Source organism: Streptococcus sp. SC1 (assembly GCF_030272855.1).
Classification (GTDB): domain Bacteria; phylum Bacillota; class Bacilli; order Lactobacillales; family Streptococcaceae; genus Streptococcus.
In genome coordinates this window covers 313,300-336,835 of sequence record NZ_JAQCMU010000002.1, presented here as the reverse complement: position 1 = coordinate 336,835, position 23,536 = coordinate 313,300, and the positions used below count along the sequence as shown (strand labels likewise).

The 23,536-nt window shown below is 42.7% G+C and carries 21 protein-coding genes and 1 riboswitch; of the genes, 19 read left to right on the top strand and 2 right to left on the bottom strand.

Translation table 11 applies throughout. The features are described from left to right. Positions 1-38: 38 nt before the first annotated feature. The 11 genes from PAN94_RS04530 (at position 39) to PAN94_RS04480 (ending at position 10,487) form a co-directional block, all read left to right on the top strand. Positions 39-506, top strand: a complete 468-nt coding sequence (locus PAN94_RS04530) for a deoxycytidylate deaminase (RefSeq protein ID WP_048765231.1) — start codon at positions 39-41, stop codon at positions 504-506. A gap of 383 nt (positions 507-889) precedes the next feature. Beyond that, a complete protein-coding gene (gene metK, locus PAN94_RS04525; RefSeq protein WP_285874842.1) occupies positions 890-2,080 on the top strand; it encodes a methionine adenosyltransferase in 1,191 nt (396 codons plus the stop codon). A 103-nt stretch (positions 2,081-2,183) separates the two neighbouring features. Continuing rightward, positions 2,184-3,443, top strand: a complete 1,260-nt coding sequence (gene murA / locus PAN94_RS04520; RefSeq protein WP_061909409.1) for a UDP-N-acetylglucosamine 1-carboxyvinyltransferase — start codon at positions 2,184-2,186, stop codon at positions 3,441-3,443. A 33-nt stretch (positions 3,444-3,476) separates the two neighbouring features. Beyond that, positions 3,477-4,028: a GNAT family N-acetyltransferase gene (locus PAN94_RS04515; RefSeq protein WP_045499509.1), complete on the top strand. Its 552-nt coding sequence runs from the start codon at positions 3,477-3,479 to the stop codon at positions 4,026-4,028. Further along, complete coding sequence (gene spxR / locus PAN94_RS04510; RefSeq protein ID WP_285874840.1) at positions 4,021-5,298, top strand: CBS-HotDog domain-containing transcription factor SpxR; 1,278 nt, start codon at positions 4,021-4,023, stop codon at positions 5,296-5,298. Before PAN94_RS04515 ends, spxR begins: the two co-directional genes overlap by 8 nt. A 14-nt stretch (positions 5,299-5,312) precedes the next feature. Further along, positions 5,313-6,170, top strand: a complete 858-nt coding sequence (locus tag PAN94_RS04505; protein ID WP_285874839.1) for a methionyl aminopeptidase — start codon at positions 5,313-5,315, stop codon at positions 6,168-6,170. 47 nt (positions 6,171-6,217) lie between these two features. Then, positions 6,218-7,138: a YihY/virulence factor BrkB family protein gene (locus PAN94_RS04500; protein WP_285874838.1), complete on the top strand. Its 921-nt coding sequence runs from the start codon at positions 6,218-6,220 to the stop codon at positions 7,136-7,138. Positions 7,139-7,148: 10 nt separating this feature from the next. Next, on the top strand, positions 7,149-7,997 hold the full coding sequence (locus tag PAN94_RS04495; RefSeq protein WP_285874837.1) for a hypothetical protein: 849 nt from the start codon (positions 7,149-7,151) through the stop codon (positions 7,995-7,997). An 82-nt stretch (positions 7,998-8,079) separates the two neighbouring features. Then, the gene (locus tag PAN94_RS04490; protein ID WP_285874836.1) at positions 8,080-8,904 is read left to right on the top strand and encodes a hypothetical protein; all 825 of its coding nucleotides are present in this window, start codon (positions 8,080-8,082) and stop codon (positions 8,902-8,904) included. Between the two features lie 417 nt (positions 8,905-9,321). Then, on the top strand, positions 9,322-9,771 hold the full coding sequence (locus tag PAN94_RS04485; RefSeq protein ID WP_285874835.1) for a MarR family winged helix-turn-helix transcriptional regulator: 450 nt from the start codon (positions 9,322-9,324) through the stop codon (positions 9,769-9,771). An 8-nt stretch (positions 9,772-9,779) separates the two neighbouring features. Further along, positions 9,780-10,487, top strand: a complete 708-nt coding sequence (locus tag PAN94_RS04480) for a B3/B4 domain-containing protein (protein WP_285874834.1) — start codon at positions 9,780-9,782, stop codon at positions 10,485-10,487. Between the two features lie 70 nt (positions 10,488-10,557). Here PAN94_RS04480 and PAN94_RS04475 read toward each other — a convergent pair whose 3' ends face one another. Next, positions 10,558-10,998, bottom strand: coding sequence for a GtrA family protein (locus PAN94_RS04475; protein WP_062005949.1), 441 nt, complete (start codon positions 10,996-10,998; stop codon positions 10,558-10,560). 28 nt (positions 10,999-11,026) lie between these two features. Further along, a riboswitch (PreQ1 riboswitch) is annotated at positions 11,027-11,149 on the top strand. Between PAN94_RS04475 and PAN94_RS04470 the strand changes: the two genes are divergently transcribed. The 4 genes from PAN94_RS04470 (at position 11,147) to pulA (ending at position 17,003) form a co-directional block, all read left to right on the top strand. Further along, positions 11,147-11,662: a QueT transporter family protein gene (locus PAN94_RS04470; protein ID WP_285874833.1), complete on the top strand. Its 516-nt coding sequence runs from the start codon at positions 11,147-11,149 to the stop codon at positions 11,660-11,662. It overlaps the preceding riboswitch by 3 nt. Before the next feature lie 102 nt (positions 11,663-11,764). Further along, positions 11,765-13,723, top strand: coding sequence for an NAD-dependent DNA ligase LigA (gene ligA / locus PAN94_RS04465; RefSeq protein ID WP_285874832.1), 1,959 nt, complete (start codon positions 11,765-11,767; stop codon positions 13,721-13,723). Between the two features lie 8 nt (positions 13,724-13,731). Continuing rightward, positions 13,732-14,691: a diacylglycerol kinase family lipid kinase gene (locus PAN94_RS04460; RefSeq protein ID WP_045499540.1), complete on the top strand. Its 960-nt coding sequence runs from the start codon at positions 13,732-13,734 to the stop codon at positions 14,689-14,691. A 14-nt stretch (positions 14,692-14,705) separates the two neighbouring features. Then, positions 14,706-17,003 carry a type I pullulanase gene (gene pulA / locus PAN94_RS04455; protein WP_285875002.1) on the top strand — a complete coding sequence of 766 codons (2,298 nt, stop codon included), beginning with the start codon at positions 14,706-14,708 and terminating at the stop codon, positions 17,001-17,003. A gap of 132 nt (positions 17,004-17,135) precedes the next feature. On the opposite strand, the gene PAN94_RS04450 is transcribed toward pulA, so the two are convergent. Continuing rightward, on the bottom strand, positions 17,136-19,337 hold the full coding sequence (locus PAN94_RS04450; RefSeq protein ID WP_285874830.1) for an LTA synthase family protein: 2,202 nt from the start codon (positions 19,335-19,337) through the stop codon (positions 17,136-17,138). A gap of 362 nt (positions 19,338-19,699) precedes the next feature. On the opposite strand from PAN94_RS04450, the gene PAN94_RS04445 reads away from it, so the two are divergent. Genes PAN94_RS04445 through aroB form a run of 4 tightly spaced genes read left to right on the top strand, consistent with a single transcriptional unit; the run spans position 19,700 to position 23,502 of the window. Further along, a complete protein-coding gene (locus tag PAN94_RS04445) occupies positions 19,700-20,863 on the top strand; it encodes a class I SAM-dependent rRNA methyltransferase (protein WP_285874828.1) in 1,164 nt (387 codons plus the stop codon). Further along, complete coding sequence (gene aroD / locus PAN94_RS04440) at positions 20,860-21,537, top strand: type I 3-dehydroquinate dehydratase (protein WP_285874826.1); 678 nt, start codon at positions 20,860-20,862, stop codon at positions 21,535-21,537. The genes PAN94_RS04445 and aroD overlap by 4 nt, the downstream gene beginning before the upstream one ends. Continuing rightward, complete coding sequence (locus tag PAN94_RS04435; RefSeq protein WP_285874825.1) at positions 21,527-22,381, top strand: shikimate dehydrogenase; 855 nt, start codon at positions 21,527-21,529, stop codon at positions 22,379-22,381. The genes aroD and PAN94_RS04435 overlap by 11 nt, the downstream gene beginning before the upstream one ends. A gap of 53 nt (positions 22,382-22,434) precedes the next feature. Further along, complete coding sequence (gene aroB, locus PAN94_RS04430) at positions 22,435-23,502, top strand: 3-dehydroquinate synthase (protein WP_285874824.1); 1,068 nt, start codon at positions 22,435-22,437, stop codon at positions 23,500-23,502. The last annotated feature ends 34 nt before the right edge of the window (positions 23,503-23,536 follow it).

The following is a 23,536-nucleotide window of genomic DNA, read 5'->3' as shown; positions in this document are numbered from 1 at the left end:
TTAGTATAATATAATGAGAATGGATGGAGGACTGAATGATGATGTCAAATCGGCTAGCTTGGGATGAATACTTTGCAGCACAGGCACTTTTGATTGCCAATCGTTCGACCTGTAAGCGTGCCAAGGTCGGTGCGGTCTTAGTCAAGGATAATAAGGTCATATCGACCGGCTACAATGGCTCCGTTTCAGGAACAGAGCACTGTATTGATCATGAGTGTTTGGTCATCGATGGTCATTGCGTGCGAACCTTGCATGCAGAGGTCAATGCAATTTTGCAGGGAGCTGAGAGGGGCGTTCCTAAGGGATTTACGGCTTATGTGACTCATTTTCCCTGTTTAAACTGTACCAAGCAACTGCTTCAGGTTGGCTGCAAGCGCGTGGTCTACATCAACCAATATCGCATAGATGACTATGCCCAGTACCTTTACAAGGAAAAGGAAGTGGAACTGGTGCATTTGCCGCTAGAAGATGTGAAAGAGGCCATTGCTCAGACAGAGTTGGTATAGTTTGCTTGAAATGTTTAGCACTAATCATCCGCTTAGATCGAATAAATCTAAATGATAAAGTTATAGTTTTGAACTATAACTTTTCTTTTGAAAATGATTCAGCATAATTTTGAAAATCATGATATAATGGAGAGGTTATATAGTCCCGATAAGATGGTAGGAAACTTCTATCAGTACTTTGTAACTCGCAAACAATGACGGCTCCAAAGTTACTCGTCATTCAAGGGTTGCCGCTATATTGCGGTCACCCTATGCGCCTTACTAGCTCAGAAATAAAAAGGTATCGTTTTTATTTCTTTCGCGTCGTAACTCGTAGGTGACAAGATTTTCATCATTTTGGAGTTTGTTCATTTGTTTAATATTTTTTAAGGGGGGACATTTCTATGTCAGAACGTAAACTTTTCACGTCTGAGTCTGTATCGGAGGGGCATCCTGATAAGATTGCAGACCAAATTTCCGATGCTATTTTGGATGCTGTCTTGAGTCAGGATCCAGACGCCCATGTGGCTGCTGAAACAGCCGTTTATACGGGCTCGGTTCATGTTTTTGGTGAGATTTCGACCACAGCTTATGTGGATATCAATCGTGTGGTTCGTGATACCATTGCAGAAATTGGCTACACCAATACAGAGTATGGCTTTTCAGCAGAGACGGTCGGTGTTCATCCATCTTTGGTGGAGCAGTCGCCAGATATTGCTCAGGGTGTCAATGAAGCTCTGGAAGTTCGTGGGAATGCGGATCAAGATCCATTGGACTTGATTGGTGCTGGCGACCAGGGGCTTATGTTTGGCTTTGCAGTGGATGAAACACCAGAGCTCATGCCATTGCCTATTTCTCTCAGTCACAAACTGGTGCGTCGTTTGGCAGAACTGCGCAAATCAGGTGAATTGTCTTATCTGCGACCAGATGCCAAGTCTCAGGTTACGGTCGAATACGATGAAAATGATCGCCCAATTCGTGTAGATACGGTAGTTATTTCTACCCAGCATGATCCTGAAGTCAGCAATGAACAGATTCATCAGGATGTTATCCAAAAGGTGATTGCTCAGGTGATTCCAAGTGAATACTTGGATGGTCAGACCAAGGTCTTTATCAATCCTACTGGACGCTTTGTTATCGGTGGTCCTCAAGGAGACTCTGGCTTGACAGGCCGTAAGATTATTGTGGATACCTATGGTGGCTATTCTCGCCATGGAGGTGGCGCCTTCTCTGGTAAGGATGCAACCAAGGTCGATCGCTCTGCCTCTTACGCGGCGCGTTATATCGCTAAAAATATCGTAGCTGCTGGTTTGGCTAAAAAAGTAGAAGTGCAGTTGGCCTATGCTATTGGGGTAGCTCAGCCCGTTTCAGTTCGCATTGATACTTTTGGAACTGGCTTAGTTTCTGAAAGCAGACTTCAGAACGCTGTCCGTCAGATCTTTGATTTGCGTCCGGCGGGGATTATCCAAATGTTGGATTTGAAACGACCAATCTATCGGCAAACTGCTGCTTACGGTCATATGGGTCGAACAGACATCGATCTTCCTTGGGAACGCACAGACAAGGTAGCTGCTCTCCAAGCGGCTTTGCAATAAAATAGTAGCTCTCGGTTTAAACTGAGGGCTTTTTTGTCTAGGAAAATGGATAAAACTATGATATAATAAAGAGTAATACCGTGAAAGAGCTAAATTTTAAAACATGAAAAAAATTGTAATTAATGGTGGTCGCCCTTTAAAAGGAGAGGTGACTATTAATGGTGCTAAAAATAGTGTTGTGGCCCTTATCCCAGCTATTATTTTAGCTGATAATATTGTTACTTTAGATGGTGTACCGGCGATTTCGGATGTTGATAGCCTCATCGAAATCATGGAAATCATGGGAGCGACTGTCAAGCGGTCTGGAGATTGCCTAGAGGTTGATCCTAGAAACATCAAGAATATGCCGATGCCATCTGGTAAAATCAATAGTCTACGAGCTTCTTATTATTTTTATGGAAGTTTGCTAGGCCGCTTTGGAGAAGCGACAGTTGGGCTTCCTGGGGGCTGTGACCTTGGTCCTCGTCCGATTGATCTCCATCTCAAAGCTTTTGAAGCAATGGGCGCTCACATGACCATGGAAGGCAATTACATGAAATTGTCAACAGGTGGTAAGCGCTTGGCTGGAGCTAGTATCTACATGGATACCGTTAGTGTCGGTGCTACGATTAATACGATGTTGGCAGCAGTCAAGGCTGAGGGGCGCACGGTGATTGAAAATGCGGCGCGTGAGCCAGAAATCATCGATGTAGCTACGCTACTTAATAATATGGGAGCTCATATTCGTGGGGCTGGGACTGACATTATCACGATTGAAGGTGTAGACAGCCTTCATGGAACGCGCCATCAGGTGATTCCGGATCGGATTGAAGCTGGGACCTATATTTCTTTGGCGGCGGCAATTGGACAGGGTGTTCAGATCAATAATGTCCTTTATGAACATTTGGAAAGTTTCATTGCGAAGCTAGAGGAAATGGGTGTGCGCATGACCATTTCAGAGGATAGCATCTTTGTAGAAGGGCAGAAGGATTTAAAAGCTATTAACATCAAGACTTCGCCTTATCCTGGCTTTGCTACGGATTTGCAGCAGCCGATCACTCCGCTTCTGCTGACAGCTCATGGCCATGGAAAAATCGTTGATACCATCTATGAGAAACGGGTTAACCATGTCGCTGAATTGGCAAAAATGACTGGTAAAATCTCAACCGCTAGCAATCAGATTGTCTATGAAGGACCAAATCAGCTGCAAGGTGCTTCTGTGAAAGCAACGGATTTGCGTGCGGGTGCAGCCTTGGTTATTGCTGGTCTGATGGCTCAAGGCCGAACAGAGATTACCAATATTGAATTTATTTTACGCGGTTATTCCAATATTATTGAAAAATTAAGAAGTCTGGGTGCGGACATCCAGCTCATCGAAGAATAAGCGTTCATCGCTTATTTTTTATAGGGGAAGCCTATGAATTTGTGGACACAGTTAGCAGCTTTTTCTTTTATTGAAACGGAGCATTCCTTTTTACGCCCGATTCTTTTTGGAGATGCAGAATCCCTTTATAAAATTGCTTCCAATCCGGATAATACCGAATTTATCTTTCCGACTGAAAGTAGTTTACAGGAAAGTGAATATGTCATCGCCAATTATTTTATGAAAAATCCCTTGGGAATCTGGGCAATTTGCGATAAGGAAACGAATGAAATGATTGGTTCCATTAAATTTGAAAAAATGGACGAAATAAAAAAAGAAGCTGAACTAGGATATTTTTTGAGGAAAGACTACTGGGGACAGGGCCTGATGACCGAAGTTGTCCGAGAATTGGTTTTTCTTTCATTTACGAAATTCGATTTTAAGCGTCTGACTATCATTACGCATGAAGAGAATATTGCTAGTCAGAAAGTTGCACTGAAAGCTGGTTTTAAGCTCTTCCGTCAGTTTAAAGGAAGCGACCGCTATACGAGAAAGATGAGAGATTACACCGAATATCGCTACGAAAAAGGAGATTTCAATGAGTAAACACCAGGAAATTTTGGCTTATCTTGAAAATCTTCCAATTGGCAAGCGAGTCAGTGTTCGGAGTATTTCAAATTACTTGGGGGTCAGCGACGGAACTGCCTACCGAGCGATCAAGGAAGCTGAAAATAGAGGAATTGTCGAGACCAGACCCAGAAGTGGGACTATCCGAGTGAAGTCGAAAAAAGTTGTTTTAGAGCATCTGACTTACAAGGAAATTGCGGATATTACTGGATCAGAGGTGCTTGCTGGCGAAAGAGGACTAGAAAAAGAATTTAACAAGTTCTCCATCGGAGCCATGACCGAGCAAAATATCCTACGTTACTTAAACGAAGGCGGTCTTCTTATTGTCGGGGATCGAACGCAGATTCAGATTTTGGCTCTTGAGAATGAGAATGCCGTGCTGGTAACGGGAGGCTTTGAAGTTGATCCAGAGGTTTTAAAACTGGCCAATCGTATTGAAATTCCAGTCCTAAGAACCAAGCATGATACCTATACCGTGGCGACCATGATTAACCGTGCCCTGTCCAATATCCAGATTAAAACTGATATTTTGACAGTAGAGCAGGTTTATAGAGCCAGTCACGAATATGGTTTCTTGCATGATACAGATACCGTTCGTGACTATCTGGACTTGGTTCGTCGTAATCGTACCAGTCGTTTTCCAGTCGTCAATCAGCATCAAATGTTGGTTGGTGTTGTGACGATGCGGGATGCGGGAGATAAATCTCCTTTGACTACCCTGGATAAGGTTATGACCCGAAAAATCTTCATGACAGGTCTTTCAGCAAATATTGCCAATATCAGTCAGCGCATGATTGCAGAGGATTTTGAAATGATTCCGGTGGTACGTAGTAATCAGACTCTCCTTGGGGTGATTACACGTCGGGATATTATGGAGAAAATGAGCCGTTCACAGATTTCCAGTCTACCGACCTTCAGTGAGCAGGTGGGCCAGAAGCTTCATCGGCAAGAAGATATTTTTTCTTTCACTGTCGAGCCTTTCATGCTGGAGCAAAATAGAGTCTTGGCTAATGGCGTCCTGACGGAAATTATCACTCGGATTACGCAGCAGTTGATGACGAGGAATAGTCAGAGCTTAATCGTCGATCAGATGATGATTCATTTCTTTCAGGCTGTTCAGATTGATGATGTCCTGCAGATTCGACCACGTATTATTCATCAGACGCGGCGGACAGCAGTGATTGATTATGATATCTACTTAGATTCGCTCATCGTTGCCAAAGCAACGATTACTGTAAAAATTACTTAGTAAAGAGGTTAATAATGATTACTATAAAATCACAACGTGAGATTGATTTAATGGACAAGAGTGGAGATTTCTTAGCTTCTGTTCATATCGGCTTGAGAGATTTGATCAAGCCAGGTATTGACATGTGGGACATCGAAGAATATGTCCGCAAGCGCTGTAAAGAAGCCAATGCTTTGCCCCTTCAGATTGGCGTAGAGGGCAGCATCATGGATTATCCTTATGCGACTTGTTGTTCTCTCAATGATGAGGTGGCCCATGCCTTTCCTCGCCATCAAAAATTGGTAGAAGGTGATATCATCTGTGTGGACATGGTTGTTGGCTTAGTCGACAAGGATGAGCTGGATGTATCTAAGTTGGACTTTAACAATGTAGAGCAGATGAAGCAATATACAGAAAGCTTCCGTGGCGGTGTCGCAGACTCTTGCTGGGCTTATGCTGTTGGACAGATTAGTCCAGAAGCGCAGCAGCTTATGGATGTGACCAAGGAATGTCTCTACCGAGGAATTGCAGCTGCACAAGTTGGTAATCGCATTGGAGACATTGGTGCAGCCATTCAAGAATACGCTGAAAGTCATGGCTATGGAGTGGTTCGTGATTTGGTTGGTCACGGGGTTGGTCCAACCATGCATGAGGAGCCAATGGTGCCGCATTACGGCCGTGCGGGACGTGGCCTGCGTTTGCGGGAGGGAATGGTTCTGACTGTCGAGCCCATGATCAATACAGGTACTTGGGAAATTGACACAGACTTTGAGACCGGTTGGGCGCATAAAACCCTAGATGGCGGTCTTTCTTGCCAATATGAGCATCAATTTGTCATTACCAAAGATGGTCCTGTGATTCTAACCAGCCAGGGCGAAGAAGGGACTTATTAAGTATAGAGGGCTGGGCTTGTCTCGGTCTTTTTGAATAGGAGAGAGATGTGACAGGATTCATCAAAAAGATAAGAGAAAATGAATTTCTCAGAGCGTTTTTCCATTTTTATCAGGCGTCGGAGGCAGATATTACCAGCATTGCTGTGGCCTACTATTTTCTGATTTCGATTTTTCCTTTGTTATTGATTGCGGCAAATATTCTGCCCTATTTTCAAATCCAGCCAGATGAGCTATTGGTTGCGCTGAAAGACTTACTGCCGGAGTCATTGTATCTGACGATCGCCAAGGTTGTTCGTGATGTGCTGACCAAGCCATCGACAGGTTTGCTGAGTATTTCTATCCTGTCTGCCCTGTGGACTTTTTCCCAGAGTATGACTTTTCTGCAAAAGGCTTTTAACAAATGCTATGGTACGAAGCAAGGGCGGGGGCTTATCTGGGAGCGGATCTTTGCTTTTATCATGAGTCTAGGCTTGCAAGTCTTGCTAGGCTTGTCGCTCGTTTTGACCATATTCGGTCGAATGCTGGTTGGCTTTCTTTATGATTTCTGGCACTTTGACCGCGGCCTCTACCAGCAGTTGCTGACCATGACAGAGCCTACGATTTATCTGATGCTCTTTCTCTCGCTGATTCTGCTTTATTTTTCTTTACCCAATGTGAAAATTCCTAAAATCCGCTATGTTCTACCAGGTGCGACCTTGGTTCTCGTTGTCATCTATAGCCTCATGAACCTTTTTACTGTTTATATTGAAGCTTACCTGGATCGCTTTTTAGATGTGCGTTTTGTCGGCTCAGTGGTGGTTGTGATTATTATGTTTTGGTTTATCCTGATTGCCAAGGTGCTGATCATCGGGGCTGTCCTCAATGCAAGCATCCAAAGCCGCTTCGTATCGCACTTTGAAAGTCGTAGTGGTGAGCTTATTCTGAGATTTGATGACGAAGGACAAGCAGATAAGGATACAGATGTATAATAGGTGAAATATGAAACAAACAATTTTTAATGCCTCGTTAGAGGAAAGTATGAATTTAGTGACAGATCAGTATATCAAAACTTCATTTGAGGATTTCAATGAAAAAGGTTATGAGGGAAAGCTTTTAGGATTTGTTACAATACAATTTATCCTATTTCTAATCTTTCTTTTTAGTATTTGGGTTGATTCTCAAAATTTGCAGTTTTTATTTATGAAAGTAAGTCTCATAAATGGTGCTTTATTGGGATTAGGATTTGTAGGGTTTGTTGGCTATTTAATTGATCTAACCAAAATAAAAAATCAGTCAATCCTATCCTATTATTACTTTAATAAATGGGTTGGTTTTATGACTTTTCTTCTTCTTTTGCAATGTCTAGTAATAGGTATAGCTGGAGCAGGAACGATAATAGGAATGATTTTATCTGGCGCATTATATACGGTTGCTTTTATTCTGTACTTTATTAGACTATTTCAAAATTTTCAGAAGAATACGCTCGAAATTTTATATCAAGAGTCTACTTACTCAAATAGAGGAGCAGATTTTCTCGACCGTTTTGTTGTATTTGCAAAAAGGTACGGAGGGCTTATCCTATTCCTAATAGTTATTTTCCGTATCTTTTTCCCAAACTCGGATCTTATTCAGCAAAATGGTACCTTTCGTTCAATTTTTGTAGCCATTAATCCAATAATATTTGTCCCCTTCCTTTACTTTCTGTATGTTTTAAGTGTGAACAATTTTCAAGGCTACTATCTCAAAAAATATTTGGAAGATTACCGCCAGTTATCTGACTACTCCATAGAAGACTGGTATGGGAAAGAATCGAAAAGATACAAAGAGTCGTTGGATCAGGAAGTTTAGTCAATGCTGGCTTACCCACTCGATTTTTATGGTGATGGTACCTCCTTTTACAATGGAACCTGAACCAAATAGGAGAAAATAAATGGATAAGATACAAAAAGATATTAATGAAGCACTAGAAACAGCACGAAGATTAAACTTAGTAAAGGCGATTTTTGGACTATCTCTATATTCTCTTATGGTTATGATTGGGACGTCTTTACCGATAAGTTTATTTCGAATGGCTAGTGAAGCTGGGCATGACCCAGCTATACCACTGACATCAATGGTTACACAGCTGACATCAGTAGAAAAAGGGCTCATTCCCCCAGATAGTTTCTTTGGCTTTCTTTTTTTGCTTTGTTGCGGTCATTTTACTTGTTTTTATATTATTTCTAAAAGAAATCGCATTAAAGCATACTTAATGACTCAGATTTTTCAATTATTTTTGCTCGTAATTTCATATTATAGTTGGTTTATAGCTGCCTTGTATTTAATCCCCCTAGTTGCAATTCGTATCGTCTACTGGATTGGATTTGTATTATCACTGATTTACCTTGTTTATATCCTTGTCACAAAGCAGCGTGCTAGAAAAGATTATTTTGATTCTCTAAATATCAAAAAATTTTTGAATGTTATTTTATTCTTATGGTTGTTGATGTATGGAATCAATCTCTTCACCAACGGACTCAATCATTTTCTGGCGTATCTCTTGCTTGCTTTATTGCCAATTTCACCTGTTCTCTTAGGACTATTTTTGGTATCATTTTTCAAATCCAATGTAGTAACGCTAGAGAACTTGAATACAGTCAATAAAAATCAGGAGAAATACCGTGAAGAGTATGGCTATACCATCGAGGAATGGTATGGGAAAAAGTCAAAAATGTACAAGGAACATGTTAAGAAGCAACGAGGCATTAGTAAATAAATATCTATCCGAAAATTTCCATCTGGTTTGACTTCAGGTGGTTTTTCTATGCTCTTCTCAAGCTGATTTGATATTGTAGTATTACATGATGTGAGTAATAAGGCTACACTAATGGATTTTAAAGGTGAAGATTGTACTCGAGAGAATCTAGCTAGTGATTGTACTGACCTTTATCAAAATATATCAAGAGGTTGCTTAACAAGCAATCAGCTAACCTTCCCAGTATCTATTTCTAACAAAAAGTGAGGCTAAGACTTGTTCCTAGCCTCTTTTTTGATGGTGTAGATAAGGGAAAGGCAGAAGCGTTCTGTGCAGGGGTTTAGTTCTATATAGAATTTTTCTAAGATAAGTATTTCTAAATGATTTTTATTGCATTTGCAATAAAAATCTGCTATACTATCTTCAGAAGGAGGAGGTATGTCAATTTTACGTGAGATTGGAATCATTGCTCGGGCTTTGGACTCTATCGCTAATATTGAGTTTCGTGACATAGATTTGGCGCGGGGGCAGTATCTCTATCTGGTGCGGATTGCGGAGAATCCTGGGATTATCCAGGAGGAGCTGTCAGACTTGCTCAAGGTGGATCGCTCAACGGTGGCTCGTTCAGTCAAGAAGCTAGAAAGTAAAGGTTTACTGGAACAGCGGCCAGCTGCCAATAACCGCAAGAACAAGGAATGGTTCGTCACTGAGAAGGGGGCAGTTCTCTATCCTTTTATCCTAGCGGAAAACGAATATTCGGAGCAGGTTTCGTTGGAAAAATTTTCAGAAAACGAGCGGAAAGAGTTAGAGAAGTTGCTGGTTCGCGTCCGAGAGAATATTACCAAGGACTGGGAGCTGGTCAAAAAAGGCCAGAAAAGAAATTATTGAGGTAGAACATGAAAATTACAGTTGAAAATGAATTTTGGGCTTTGTTTCCAGAAGCTCAGATTAGTGTTTTAGTGGTCAAGGGACTGGATAATAGAGTGGATGAAAGTAAGGATCCTTATTTCAAATCCCTGCTGGATAAGGGCGCAAAGCGAGCAGCAGACTTTATTCCAGATGAGAATTTCACTCAGAATGATGTCATTCAGGAGTGGCGGCAGGCTTTCAGCCAATTCAAGACTAAAAAAGGAGCGCGTTCCTCTATCGAAGCCCTACTCAAGCGGGTCAGTCAAGGACGGGAATTCAACCCAATCAATCCCTTAGTAGATATTTATAATAGTGTTTCCCTCTCTTATGCCGTTCCTTGTGGCGGAGAGGATTTGGACAAGGTTGCTGGAGGCCTTTATCTGGGTAAGGCCAAGGGTGGCGAAGCCTTTTTCCCACTGGGATCTGAGACTGATGCACCAGCTTTACCGGAAGAAATCATCTACTATGATGAAGAGGGAGCAGTCTGCCGTTGCCTTAATTGGCGAGAAGCGCAGCGAACCATGTTGACAGAAGAGACCAAGGACGCCATCTTGGTTATCGAAGCCATCAATGGAGAGCAGGCGGCGCGTGCCAAATCAGCTATGACTGAACTCCAGACTCTAATTGAGGACTATTTTGGGGTCAAGGGTGATATTACCTACTTGACAGCTGAAAATCCCAGCTTGGAAGTCTAAAAATTAAAACATCTGGATCAGAATTATCTGGTCCAGATTTGTTTTTATAGGAGAAATAAGCCGAGCCATCTTATTTTGCCTTGTTTTTGAAGACAAAAATTTTGCTGAAGACATAGTTGAGAACGATAATCAGCACTTGAGCTATCAAGGTTTCAATGGTGTTGACCATCTTAATATCGTTGTGAACGAATTGACCAATAATCTGCGGGAAGCTAGTGACAAAGATAAAGGTTAGCAGCAAGTTCAAGGCCATAGTTGCCAGTCGGGCTGTGAAAAATTTGACCAATCGTACTGGCCAGCCCTGTCTTTTTTGCTTGAAAACGATGGTATCGTTGGTCACAAAGGCAAAGAGAATGCCCAGAATATCACCGATTATCGTAGCCAGTAGTTCGTTTCCTGTCAGTTCATAGCAGAGCATCCGACTGACGACAGAGACAAGAGTGGTTGCCACACCAAAGAAAAGATAGGATAGAACCTCATTGTCAAAGAATTTTTTAATCAAAGTTTTCATAAGCATAGTCTATCACATTTCTAGGATTTATGCTATACTAGTGAAGTTGTCGATTTTTGGGAGATGATTTTCCCGTCTGACGCAACCCTTGGCGCTTAACTTCTTTCGCCAAGCATATTACACGCGCTCATGCGCTAAAGGAGAAAACATGAAACAAGAAAACTTGTCAGTTCGTGATTTGGTTCAGATTGCCATTGTTGCTGCTATTTATGTAGCCCTTACGATTACGCCCCCTTTAAATGCTATAAGCTATGGTGCTTACCAGTTCAGAATTTCTGAAATGATGAACTTTATGGCCTTTTACAATCGTAAATACATCCTGGGAGTGACCATCGGCTGTATGATTGCCAATCTATATAGCTTTGGAATCATTGACGTCTTTGTCGGCGGTTGGTCAACTTTAGTCTTCCTATCATTAGGTGTCTACCTTTTCAGTCGCTATAAGGATCAATACCTGATTAAAGATTTGCTTCGTTTGGATCATTTTTATTTTGCGATTTTCTTCTCTATTTCGATGGTGACGATTGCAGCAGAGTTGTATTTCTTACAGGGCTTGCCATTCTTCCTGACTTGGTTTACAACGGCTATTGGAGAATTTGCTTCTTTGATTGTTGGAGCTATCATTATTAACCAGATTGCTAAAAGGATTGATTTGACAAAATAAGACAGCAGAGAGCGGAATTTCCGCTCTTTTTATGTCTTCTTTTTTAGTGAGAATTCGGGACAAATAGAGGAAGATTTTGTGTATTTGTGATAAAATAGAAGTATGAAAGAAAGAATGTCAGAATTAGTCAAATTGCTCAATCGATACGCCCATGAATACTATACGGCAGACAGGCCAAGTGTATCAGACAGCGAGTATGACAGACTCTATCGTGAGTTAGTAGAGTTAGAAGAAAAGTACCCAACTGATATCCTACCTGATAGCCCAACGCATCGGGTGGGTGGGAAGATTTTAGAAGGATTTGAAAAATATCCACACCAGTATCCTCTCTTTAGTTTGCAGGATGCTTTTTCACGTGAAGAATTAATGTCTTTTGACCAGCGGATTCGCAAGGAATTTCCCCAGGTTTCCTATATTTGTGAGCTCAAGATTGATGGGCTTTCTATTTCCCTGACCTATGAAAAGGGAATCTTGGTAGCAGGGGCGACTCGGGGAGATGGCTCTGTTGGTGAAAATATCACGGAAAACCTCAAGCGGGTCAAGGATATTCCTCTGACTTTGAAAGAACCGCTGGATATTACGGTTCGTGGAGAATGCTACATGCCCAAGGCTTCCTTTGATGCGGTCAATCAGCTGCGGCAGGAGAATGGTGAGCCTGAGTTTGCCAATCCTCGAAATGCGGCAGCAGGAACCTTGCGCCAGTTGGATACAGCGGTTGTGGCCAAGCGCAATCTAGCAACCTTCCTCTACCAAGAAGCCAGTCCGACTGAGGCTGGCAGCCAGGAAGCAGTCCTGAATAAGCTGGCGTCTTTGGACTTCTCAGTCAATCCGATTCATTTTCTAGCGGATTCGATTGATGGCGTTTGGGAATTTATTGAAAAGATTGCTCAGGAACGGGATAGTCTGCCTTATGAGATCGACGGTATTGTCATCAAGGTCAATGACCTGGCGGTGCAAGAAGAACTTGGCTTTACGGTCAAGGCACCTAAGTGGGCCATCGCTTATAAGTTTCCAGCTGAGGAAAAGGAAGCCCAGCTTCTGTCTGTTGACTGGACAGTCGGTCGGACGGGAGTTGTAACTCCGACAGCCAATCTGACACCAGTTCAGCTAGCGGGAACGACAGTCAGCCGAGCAACCTTGCACAATGTGGACTATATTGCGGAGAAGGATATTCGTCAGAAAGACACAGTTATCGTCTATAAGGCAGGGGATATTATTCCTGCTGTCTTGCGCGTGGTGGAGTCCAAGCGGGTCTCAGAGGAGGCTTTGGAAATACCAAGTCACTGTCCGAGCTGTGAGAGTGAGCTGGTGCATTTCGAGGACGAAGTGGCTCTGCGTTGTATCAATCCGCTCTGTCCAGCCCAGATCAAGGAAGGCTTGATTCACTTTGCCAGCCGGGATGCTATGAATATTACTGGCCTTGGTCCAGCAGTGGTCGAAAAGGTCTTTGATAAGAACTTGGTCAAGGATGTGGCTGGAATTTATCGACTTTCTGTAGAAGATTTGCTGACCTTGGACGGCTTTAAGGAAAAATCAGCGAATAAATTGTATAATGCCATTCAAGCTTCTAAGGAAAACTCAGCAGAGAAATTGCTCTTTGGTCTGGGAATCCGTCACGTGGGAAGCAAGGCTAGTCGGATTTTGATGGAGAAATTCCACGATATGATCAAGTTGTCACAGGCCAGTCAAGAGGAAATTGCTTCTATTGACAGTTTGGGGACAGTTATCGCTCAGAGTCTGCATTCTTACTTTGAGCAGGAAGGCAGTCAGCTTCTGCTGCAAGAATTACAAGAAGCTGGCGTCAACCTAGACTATCTAGGGGAGAAAGTGGCAGCCGATGCCGCTCTCGCTGGCAAAACAGTCGTATTGACCGGAAAATTACAAAAATTAACACGGAATCAAGCTAAAGAAAAATTGTTGAGCTTGGGCGCAAATGTTGCTGGAAGTGTGTCTAAAAAGACAGATTTGGTGGTGGCAGGTAGCGATGCAGGCAGCAAATTGACCAAAGCTCAAGAACTTGGGATCGAGATTCGAGACGAGGACTGGCTAGATAGCTTATGAGGCTGAGTATGGAAAATAAAATAAAAAAAGCAAGATTAATTTATAACCCAACTTCTGGGCAGGAAATTATCAAAAAAAATATTGCCGAAGTCTTGGATGTCTTGGAAGATGTTGGCTATGAGACCAGTGCCTATCAGACGACTCCAGAGCCTTTCTCTGCTCAGCGAGAAGCTGAAAGAGCAGCAAGAGCAGGTTTTGATTTAGTTATAGCAGCTGGTGGAGATGGGACCATCAATGAAGTAGTGAATGGGGTTGCGGGCTTAGATGTGCGCCCCAAGCTGGCTTTCATCCCAACTGGTACTACCAATGATTATGCGCGTGCTTTGAAAATTCCGATGGGAGATCCAGTAGCGGCAGCCCGTATTATAGAAAAGAACCAGACGATTCAGATGGATATCGGCCGGGCTTATGGCAGCAAATACTTTATCAACATTGCGGCGGCAGGCACGCTGACAGAGCTGACTTACAGTGTCCCTAGTGAAGTCAAGACCCGTCTAGGCTATCTGGCTTATGTAGCCGAAGGAGCCAAAATGCTGCCACGCTCCAAATCCCGTAAGGTACGGATTGAGCATGACCATGGTGTTTTTGAGGGCAAGATTTCGCTTGTCTTTGCAGCCTTGACCAATTCTATCGGAGGCTTTGAAAAACTAGCGCCAGATACAAAACTGGACGATGGAAATTTCACCTTGATTCTTGTAAAAACGGCTAAGTTGTTTGATATGCTTAGTCTCATCATACAGGCAATTAATGGTGGCCAACATGTGACGGATGCTAATGTTGAATATCTGAAAACCAGCAAATTGAAGCTAGAAGTATTAGATAAAAAAGCACCCTTTATGTTGAATCTGGACGGTGAGTACGGAGGAGATACACCAGTAGAATTGGAAGTTTTACACAATCATCTGGAGTTTTTCGCCAATATAGATGAAATCGATGAGAGCGCTCTTTCCTTAGAAAAATTAGAATGAAGAGATAAATGAAAATGCTAGACTATAAGGTCATTGTCCATTACCACAATCCTAAGGGAGATTACTTTTCTTATGATTTGTGGCAGTGGCAGACAGATCAGTGGGGAAAAGAAGCACCTTTTTCTAAACTAGATTATTTTGGTATCCAGGGAGAACTATCTTTTAAAAGTTGGGAGCCTCTTAGTCAGGCTCATGTGATTGTCAAGCGTTCAGACTGGTCCAGCCAATCTTGCGACTACCACATTGATTTATTGCCAGTTCATTTGCCTACAGAGGTTTGGTTGATTGAAGGAGATCATCAGGTCTACTATTCCTTGCAAGCGGCGACGACGAGCCACCAATATTCGCGGCGACGTCCTCATAATTTCGATGTGGCCATGCGGTCGGATTATTTTGACGAATGCTGGGGCTACCAAGGTTGGCTTGGGCACCGTCTGCAGGGGCAAGTAAATGAATTTAAAGTTTGGGCTCCGACAGCCAAAAAGGTTGAATTGGTAGTTTATGAAACTTCCTATAATCAAGCAGCTGTTTATAAAGAATTCCCTATGGAAAAGGGCGAGATTTACTCGCACGATCATGCTAAAAATACAATCGGAGTTTGGTCGGTAGAAGTGCCGGAAGATTTAGCTGGTAAGGCCTATCAGTATCATGTTCATTTTGAGAACCAGCATTTTTTGACGCGCGATCCTTATACAATCGCTACCAGTCCAGATGGCAAGCGTTCAGCTATTGTTGCTGAACAGGACAAGACTGTTGCTGGTTTTAAGGTATGTCAAGGCAAGGAGGCAACTTGGCGTTTAGATAATCCGAATCAGGCGGTCATCTATGAGATGCATATCCGAGATATTAGCAAATCGCCCAGTTCTGGTGTCGCAGAGCATTTGCGAGGGACTTTTTTAGGTGCTTGTCAACGTGGCACTAGAAATAGTCAGGGAGATCAGACTACTTTTGATTACATTCGCAATCTAGGTATCAATGTCGTGCAGCTCCAGCCTGTTTCTGACCGACACAAGGACTATGACGAAAATGGCCAAGTTACCTATAACTGGGGCTATGATCCACAGAACTACAATGCACCAGAAACCAGTTTTTCTTCTAACCCGGATGATCCAAGTCAGGCCATCCGAGATTTGAAAACCATGATTCAGGCTTACCACGATGCAGGGATTTCTGTGACCTTAGATGTGGTTTACAATCATATTTATTCCACCTTTGACTCAGCCTTTCAGTCAACAGTTCCCGATTATTACTACCGGATGAATCCCAACGGTTCTTTCCAAAATGGTACCGGAGTCGGCAGCGAGACGGCCAGTGAGCATGAAATGTTCCGCAAATTCATGATTGATTCCCTTCGCTACTGGGTAGAAGAATTCAATGTGGATGGCTTCCGTTTTGATTTGATGGGAATCCATGATGTCACCACCATGAACATCATCCGAGAAGAAATGGATAAAATTGATCCACGGATTTTGCTTTATGGTGAAGGTTGGGATATGGGGACAGGCCTGATGCCAGAGGACAAGGCTAAGAAAGACAATGCTTATCAACTGCCGCGAATTGGCTTTTTCAATGATACTCAGCGCGATGCGATAAAGGGTGCTGAAGTCTACGGTGGGCTCAAAGCTGGTTATGTGAGCGGACAAGCGACTGAGGATATCATAGCAAAGGCCATTTTGGGTAGCAGTGAGTTGGGCTCCTATTTGACACCGAGTCAAGTTCTTAATTATGTGGAGGCGCATGATAATTTCAACCTGCATGACTTGCTGGTTGACTTGCACCCAGATGATGATGAGGTCACTCGGACCAAAAGAATTGAGCTGGCAACAGCTATGAACTTGCTTATGCAGGGAATGGCATTTATGGAATTGGGCCAAGAATTTTCCCGCACGAAACTAGTAGGAACAGGCGAAGAGGGCCAAGTCCTGCCTAGCGATCGTGACAGAGCAATGAATAGCTACAATGCTCCCGATGCTGTCAACCAAGTGAATTGGGAATTGATTAGCCAACATCAGGAGAGTATTGACTATATCAAGCAAATCATTCACTTAAAGACAAGTCAGAAGGAATTTTCTTATCAAACCTATGAAGAGATTTACAAACATGTCTTTGTAAGAGAAGCCTTTGCCGGCAGTGGTATCGTCATTTTTAAGATTAAAGATGAAAAACATTATGAAATCATTTTTAATGCAAGTGGACTGCCCTATTACCTTGAGAATGCGGATCATCTAAGTTTATTGGTCGGAAATAGTCGTCATAAGAGACCCTTCTATGTGGAGAATCTGACCGCTTCCGTTTTTGAAGTGATTGCATAGTATGAATAAAAATAAGAAAAGATTGAAGACGGCTTTGCAGCTCATGTTTTCAATCTTTTTTGTGCTTCAAAAATAAAAACTCTCCCCAAAACATTTTTCAATGTTTTAGGAAGAGTTGAGTAGCCTCATAGATTAGGGACTGGCACTTGAACTGGAGGAGCTAGAAGAGCTGGAGGACTCTCCGCTAGTTCCCTCTTCGCTGCTAGTGCTAGAGTGAAATTGTTCTGGGTGAAGTACTCGATAGCTTGGTGAATTAAAGAGATCCACAGAAGACACACCGCCACGTTTGGAATAAAGGCTAGTCGATTGATCACCTTTTTCTTTCTCAATGGCCTTGAGGGCTTTCAAAGAGTTGATGTAGTTGTAATCATCAGGATTGACTTTTCCTAGGTTATTGCCTGTGTAAAAGCGGAATAGGTCTCCTGTCTGAATAGCATCGCTCATTTTCAGCTGTGTATTTGCGGCTGTTCGGATAGCCTCTAGTTCAGCTGTTGTTGACTCGTCTGGCAGAGTGATCTCCTCACCAGTTTGTGTGTTGTAAATGCGGCCGCTATAACTTGTGTATTTTGGTGTTACAAAGTTATTGGTTGATCGGAAAGCCACGATTTGCTGGTGCTGAGGTGAGAGGAGGTCTTGCCCGACTTGAAGGTAATTTTTAGAGTCAATTCCCAATAAATGCTCCAAGGTTGGCAACATATCAATTTGTCCACCAAAGGTATCGATAATTTTTCCTTTTTCCATTCCAGGTATCACGACCATGTATGGCACTCTCTGCAACATGGCATTGTCGTAACTAGACCAAGTCTCAGAATTTTTATTGATCAAAGGTGCCAGAGCTGGATTACGGGAATTAGAAATTCCATAGTGGTCTCCGTAGAGGACAATGATTGAATTTTCATAGAGTCCAGCTTCTTTCAGGTAGTCAAAGAAGGCTTTGACAGCTGAGTCGAGGTAGTTTGCTGTTGCAAAATAGCCATTGATGGTTTCGTCTTTGGTGTCTGCCAGTGGGAAACCAATCTCATCGCCAATCAAGCTGGTCGTATAAGGATAGTGATTAGAGACGGTGATGTATTTGGCATAGAAAGGCTGCTGCAAATGTTCCAGATACTTGATGGAATCTTTGAACATAATCTTATCATTCAAGCCATACTGGAAGGAATTGGTCTCGTCTTGCTTGGTAAAGTAGGACGCATCGAAGAAATAATTATAGCCCCATTGCTTGTAGGCAGTGTTACGGTTCCAGAAGCTACCTGTATTTCCGTGGAAGACAGCAGATGTGTAGTCTCCATTTTTTGATAGAATAAAAGGTGCTGCCTGTTGGGTATTGGTACCGCCGTAGTTTACCATGAAGGAGCCCTGGTTGAGACCAAAGAGACCTGTTTCAATCATGGTCTCCGCATCGGAAGTCTTTCCAGCCTTAACCTGATTAAAGATATTTGAAAAAGCTAAAGTTGAGTTGGAGTGGTAAAGGGAGTTGAGGAAAGGCGTAACTTCGTATTCCTTGCCCTCCATCTGCAGTTTATAATCAATCAGAAACTGCTGGAAGCTCTCTAGATGGACATAGATAACATTACGGCCTTTGGCAATGCCGTAGTATTCAGAGTTTGGCTCAGCATAGTGGGATTGGATATATTGTTCAACAGGCTCTAGATCCTTGGCAGAGGCTTTGGAACGCTCTTTATTAGCAGCATAGGTTTGATTAGCGCTGTAGCCGAGGAAGGCAGGAAGACCAAGGGCACGAACGACATAGTAATTTGAAAATCCGCGTGTCAGGAGCTCAGGACGATCAATTTCTGCTAGGAAAAGATTAGCCGAAAAGAGCATCGCTGACAGGGATGTCACGGCAAAGCTGGCGCGGAAATTAAACCTACGATGATCCAAGCGAATATACTTTTTATAAAAAAGCCAGCCTAGAATTGGGAAATCAATGATATAGATAGCATCCCAAGGGCGGAAGAGCTCCATGGCTGCTGCCCCGAGGCCTGCAGACACCTTGCTAGAGGCCAACATGGTATTGACTGTCACAAAGTCGGTAAACTCACGGTAGTAGATGGAGTTTGAGACCAACCAGACAAAGAGCATGATGTAGATAGCCGTGCTGACACAATAAAAAAGCTTAGTCGGCTTGATATAAAGGGCGAGTCCAATCAGTAAAAGTCCAATTGGGAAAGGGTTAATCAGAGCCAGAAAAATTTGATAGGCTCCTTGAATATCTAAATTAAAATCAACGGTATAAGCCCACATGGTTTTTAACCAGTAAATCGTGAGCAAGCTCAAGACGAAACCGAGCCTTGTACTCATAAAATTGAGTAAATTCTTGGTTATTTTTTTCACAGAAAGATACTTCCTTGTCTTATTTCCTAAAAATTCTCTTCTTCTAAGTATATCACAATTTTTCAAGTTGAGGAAAAATTGAGGTGATTTAGTGTTTAGTTTATTTTATTTGTAAAGTAATTTAAATAAGGGTAATTATTCCCTAGCTTAAAGATTGTTCGCAAAAATATCTAAAATTAAACAGGCTTTGTTTCAATATTAATGATGGAAAGTGGGAATAGGGAAGCTTATTTGAAAGTCCGCCTGTTAAAATAAATATTTAATATATAAAATGTTGAAAATTTCTTCTACTAAAACAAGTATTATTTGAAAATAATAAATATGCTTTGAGAATTTTCACAATATTTGGTATAATAATGCTTATGAAGAAACTTACTGTTAATAAACAGACAGAGGAAAAGTTGAGAAAAGGAATTTTAGTTCTAGATAAGAATGATTTTCCAACTCTTTCATTCACCGACCAATGTGTGGAATTGCATAGTCAGCAGGGGAAGTTCTTGGGAACGGCTTATCTCTCCTTACAAAATAAGGGACTTGGCTGGCTGATTTCCTATGCTAAGGTAGAGCTGAACTCAGCTTTCTTTCAGCATTTGTTTGAAAAAGCTAAAGACAAGCGTTTCTATTACCGTCATGCGGAGGATACGACAGCCTATCGCCTGTTTAACCAAGAAGGTGACGGTTTTGGCGGTTTTACGGTTGATATCTATGAGAAATATGCTGTTTTCTCTTGGTACAATTCCTTTGTTTTTTCAATTAAGGATCAGATAGTGGCTGCTTTCCAGCAGGTATTTCCTGAGGTCGCTGGAGCTTACGAGAAGATTCGCTTCAAGGGCTTGGACTATGAGTCTGCCCATCTCTACGGAGCAGAAGCGCCAGCCTATTTTACGGTTTTGGAAAATGGCGTGCGCTATCAAGTCTTCATGAATGATGGCCTGATGACTGGGATTTTCCTGGACCAGCACGAAGTGCGGGGGAGTCTGGTTGACGGCTTAGCTAGCGGAAAAAGCCTGCTCAATATGTTTTCTTATACAGCAGCTTTCTCGGTGGCAGCTGCTATGGGCGGTGCCAGTCAAACAACTTCGGTGGATTTGGCCAAACGTAGCCGCGAGCTTTCCCAAGCGCATTTTGAAGCCAATAGTTTGGATTTAGAGCCGCATCGTTTCGTGGTCATGGATGTTTTTGATTATTTCAAATACGCCAAGCGTCACGAGTTGAAGTATGATGTGATTGTCCTTGATCCGCCGAGCTTTGCTCGCAATAAGAAACAGACTTTCTCTGTTGCGAAAGATTATCATCGTTTGGTGGCTCAGGCCTTGGAAATCTTGAGTCCGAAAGGAACATTGATTCTTTCGACCAACGCAGCTAATGTTTCTAAAAGTAAGTTTAAAAAAGAAATTGAAAAAGGATTTGCAGGAGTTCCTCACCGCTATCTAGCGGAATATGGCCTACCAGCAGACTTTGTATACAATAAGAAAGATGAGAATAGTAACTACCTCAAGGTATTTACAATTAAGGTGGACAAATGAAATTAGTCGTTTCAATCATGCCCAGAAGTTTAGAAGAGGCTAAAGCAATTGATGTGAGTCGTTATGATGATGCTGACATTATCGAATGGCGCGCGGACTTTTTGCCGAAAGAGAGCATTCTCAACGTTGCTCCTGCTGTTTTCGAGAAATTTGCTGGTCGTGAATTGCTCTTCACGCTGCGAAGTCGCGGAGAAGGTGGCGAAATTGAACTGTCAGATGATGAATATGTTGCTCTTATCAAAGAAGTAGCCAATTTTTATTCGCCAGACTATGTTGATTTTGAATACTATTCGCATAAAGATAAATTTGAAGAAATGCTCGAGTTCCCAAATTTAGTTCTCAGTTATCATAATTTTGAGGAAACGCCTGAAAATATGATGGAAATTTTGTCAGAATTGACGAGTTTGGCACCAAAAGTGGTCAAAGTTTCTGTCATGGCGCATAATGAGCAGGATGTCTTGGATCTGATGAACTACACTCGTGGATTTAAGATTTTGAATCCTGAGCAAGAGTATGTGACGATTTCTATGGGAAAAGTCGGAAAGATTTCTCGCTTAGCTGCAGATTTGACAGGTTCCAGCTGGTCTTTTGCCAGCGTTGAACAGCCGAGTGCACCAGGTCAGGTTTCCCTCGCAAACATGAAGGTTGTTCGGGAGATTTTAAATGAAAATTGATGGCCATACTCGTCTAGCAGCAGTGGTTGCTAAGCCGATTAAGCATAGCATTTCACCATTTATTCATAATACTGCCTTTGAGAAGACTGCTGTCAATGGTGTCTACCTTGCTTTGGAAATTGGAGCAGAGGATTTAGAGGCGACCATTACTAATATCCGAAGGTATAATATGTTTGGGATAAATTTGTCAATGCCCTACAAGCAGGAAGTCATCCAATATCTTGATGAATTGGCTCCCAGTGCCCGTCTTATCGGGGCTGTGAATACAGTGGTGAATAAAAATGGTACATTGATAGGATATAATACGGATGGCAAGGGATTTTTTAAGAGCTTGCCGTCTTTTGCTATTCAGGGCAAAAAAATGACCATTTTAGGTGCTGGAGGAGCCGCGACAGCTATTATCGCTCAAGCTGCTTTGGATCAGGCAGAAGAAATCTTTGTCTTTACTCGGCAGTCTTCCTATGATAAGACTGTCAGCAAGATGGCAGTTATCAGCCGCCAGACTGAGAGTAGGATTCATGTATTGAACTTAGAAGACTTGGCTACCTTGCAGGATAAAATCAACCAGTCAGACCTTTTGGTCAATGGAACAAGTGTGGGTATGGATGGAAAAACTTTGCCATTAGCTGAAAGTATTCAGCTGCCGAGCCAGATTTTAGTTGCGGATGTGATTTACAAACCTTTTGAAACACCTTTTTTAAAGTGGGCTCGAAGTCAGAAAGTAGTGGCAGTGAATGGTCTGGGTATGTTGCTTTATCAGGCCGCAGAAGCTTTTGAGCTTTGGACAGGACAACCCATGCCTTGTCAGGAAATTTGGCAGCAGCTAGAAGCTCTGTATAAATAGTCACTCGTACTCAGCTCCTCTATGGTTGGAGCAGGAAAAACAAGGAGGCGCTTATGAAATTGAATGTAAATCTCCCCCATCATCCCTACGATATTTTCATCGAAAAGGGGGCTTTGTCTCAGGCTGGCAGCTGGCTGAGTCAGCTTTGGCAGCCTCAGAAAGTAGTCATCATCACGGACAACCGAGTCGCTCGACTCTATGCGGAAAAGGTCAAGCTGAGCTTAGAAGCGGCTGGTTTTGAGGCCTTTGTCTTTGACTTTTTGGAGGGCGAAGCCAGCAAGAACTTAAAGACGGTCAACAAAGTCTATGAGTTTTTGGTCAAAGTTGGTCTGACCCGCAGTGATGGTATCGTGGCCTTGGGTGGAGGCGTTGTTGGTGATTTGGCAGGATTTGTTGCTTCGACCTATATGCGGGGCATTCATTTCGTGCAGATTCCGACCAGTTTGACAGCTCAAGTGGATTCTTCTATTGGTGGTAAGACTGGTGTCAATACACCCTGGGCCAAGAATATGGTCGGGACTTTTACCCAGCCTGATGGAGTTCTGATTGACCCTGAAGTCTTGCAGACCTTAGGGCAACGTGAATTGATTGAAGGCATGGGCGAGGTGGTCAAGTACGGCTTGATTGAGGATAAGGAACTCTGGGACGAGCTTTCAGAAATGGATGGCAGTCCTGAGTCAATTTTGGAGCATGCCGAAAGCATCATTTACCATTCCTGTGATGTCAAGCGTAAGATTGTGGTCGAGGACGAGCTGGATAATGGTGTTCGCCTTTACCTGAACTTCGGTCATACTATTGGGCATGCTATTGAAGCGACGGCGGGCTATGGGAAGGTTATGCATGGTGAAGCTGTGGCGATTGGCATGGTACAGGTTTCTCGTGTCGCTGAAAAGCAAGGCCTCATGCCAGCCGGAATCACAGAAGACATCATCCGTATGTGTCAGAAGTTTGGCTTGCCGGTGGATTATCAGCCTTGGAATGAGAATGCTCTTTATCAGGCCTTAACCCATGATAAGAAGGCTAGAGGCAACTCTATCAAGCTAGTACTGGTGCCCGAGCTAGGGTCGGCTAGTATTCACCAGATTCCGCTGGAAGAGATGAAAGAATTTCTGAAGAAATAAGTGCCAGATGGAGTTTAAGACGATTGGACAGTTT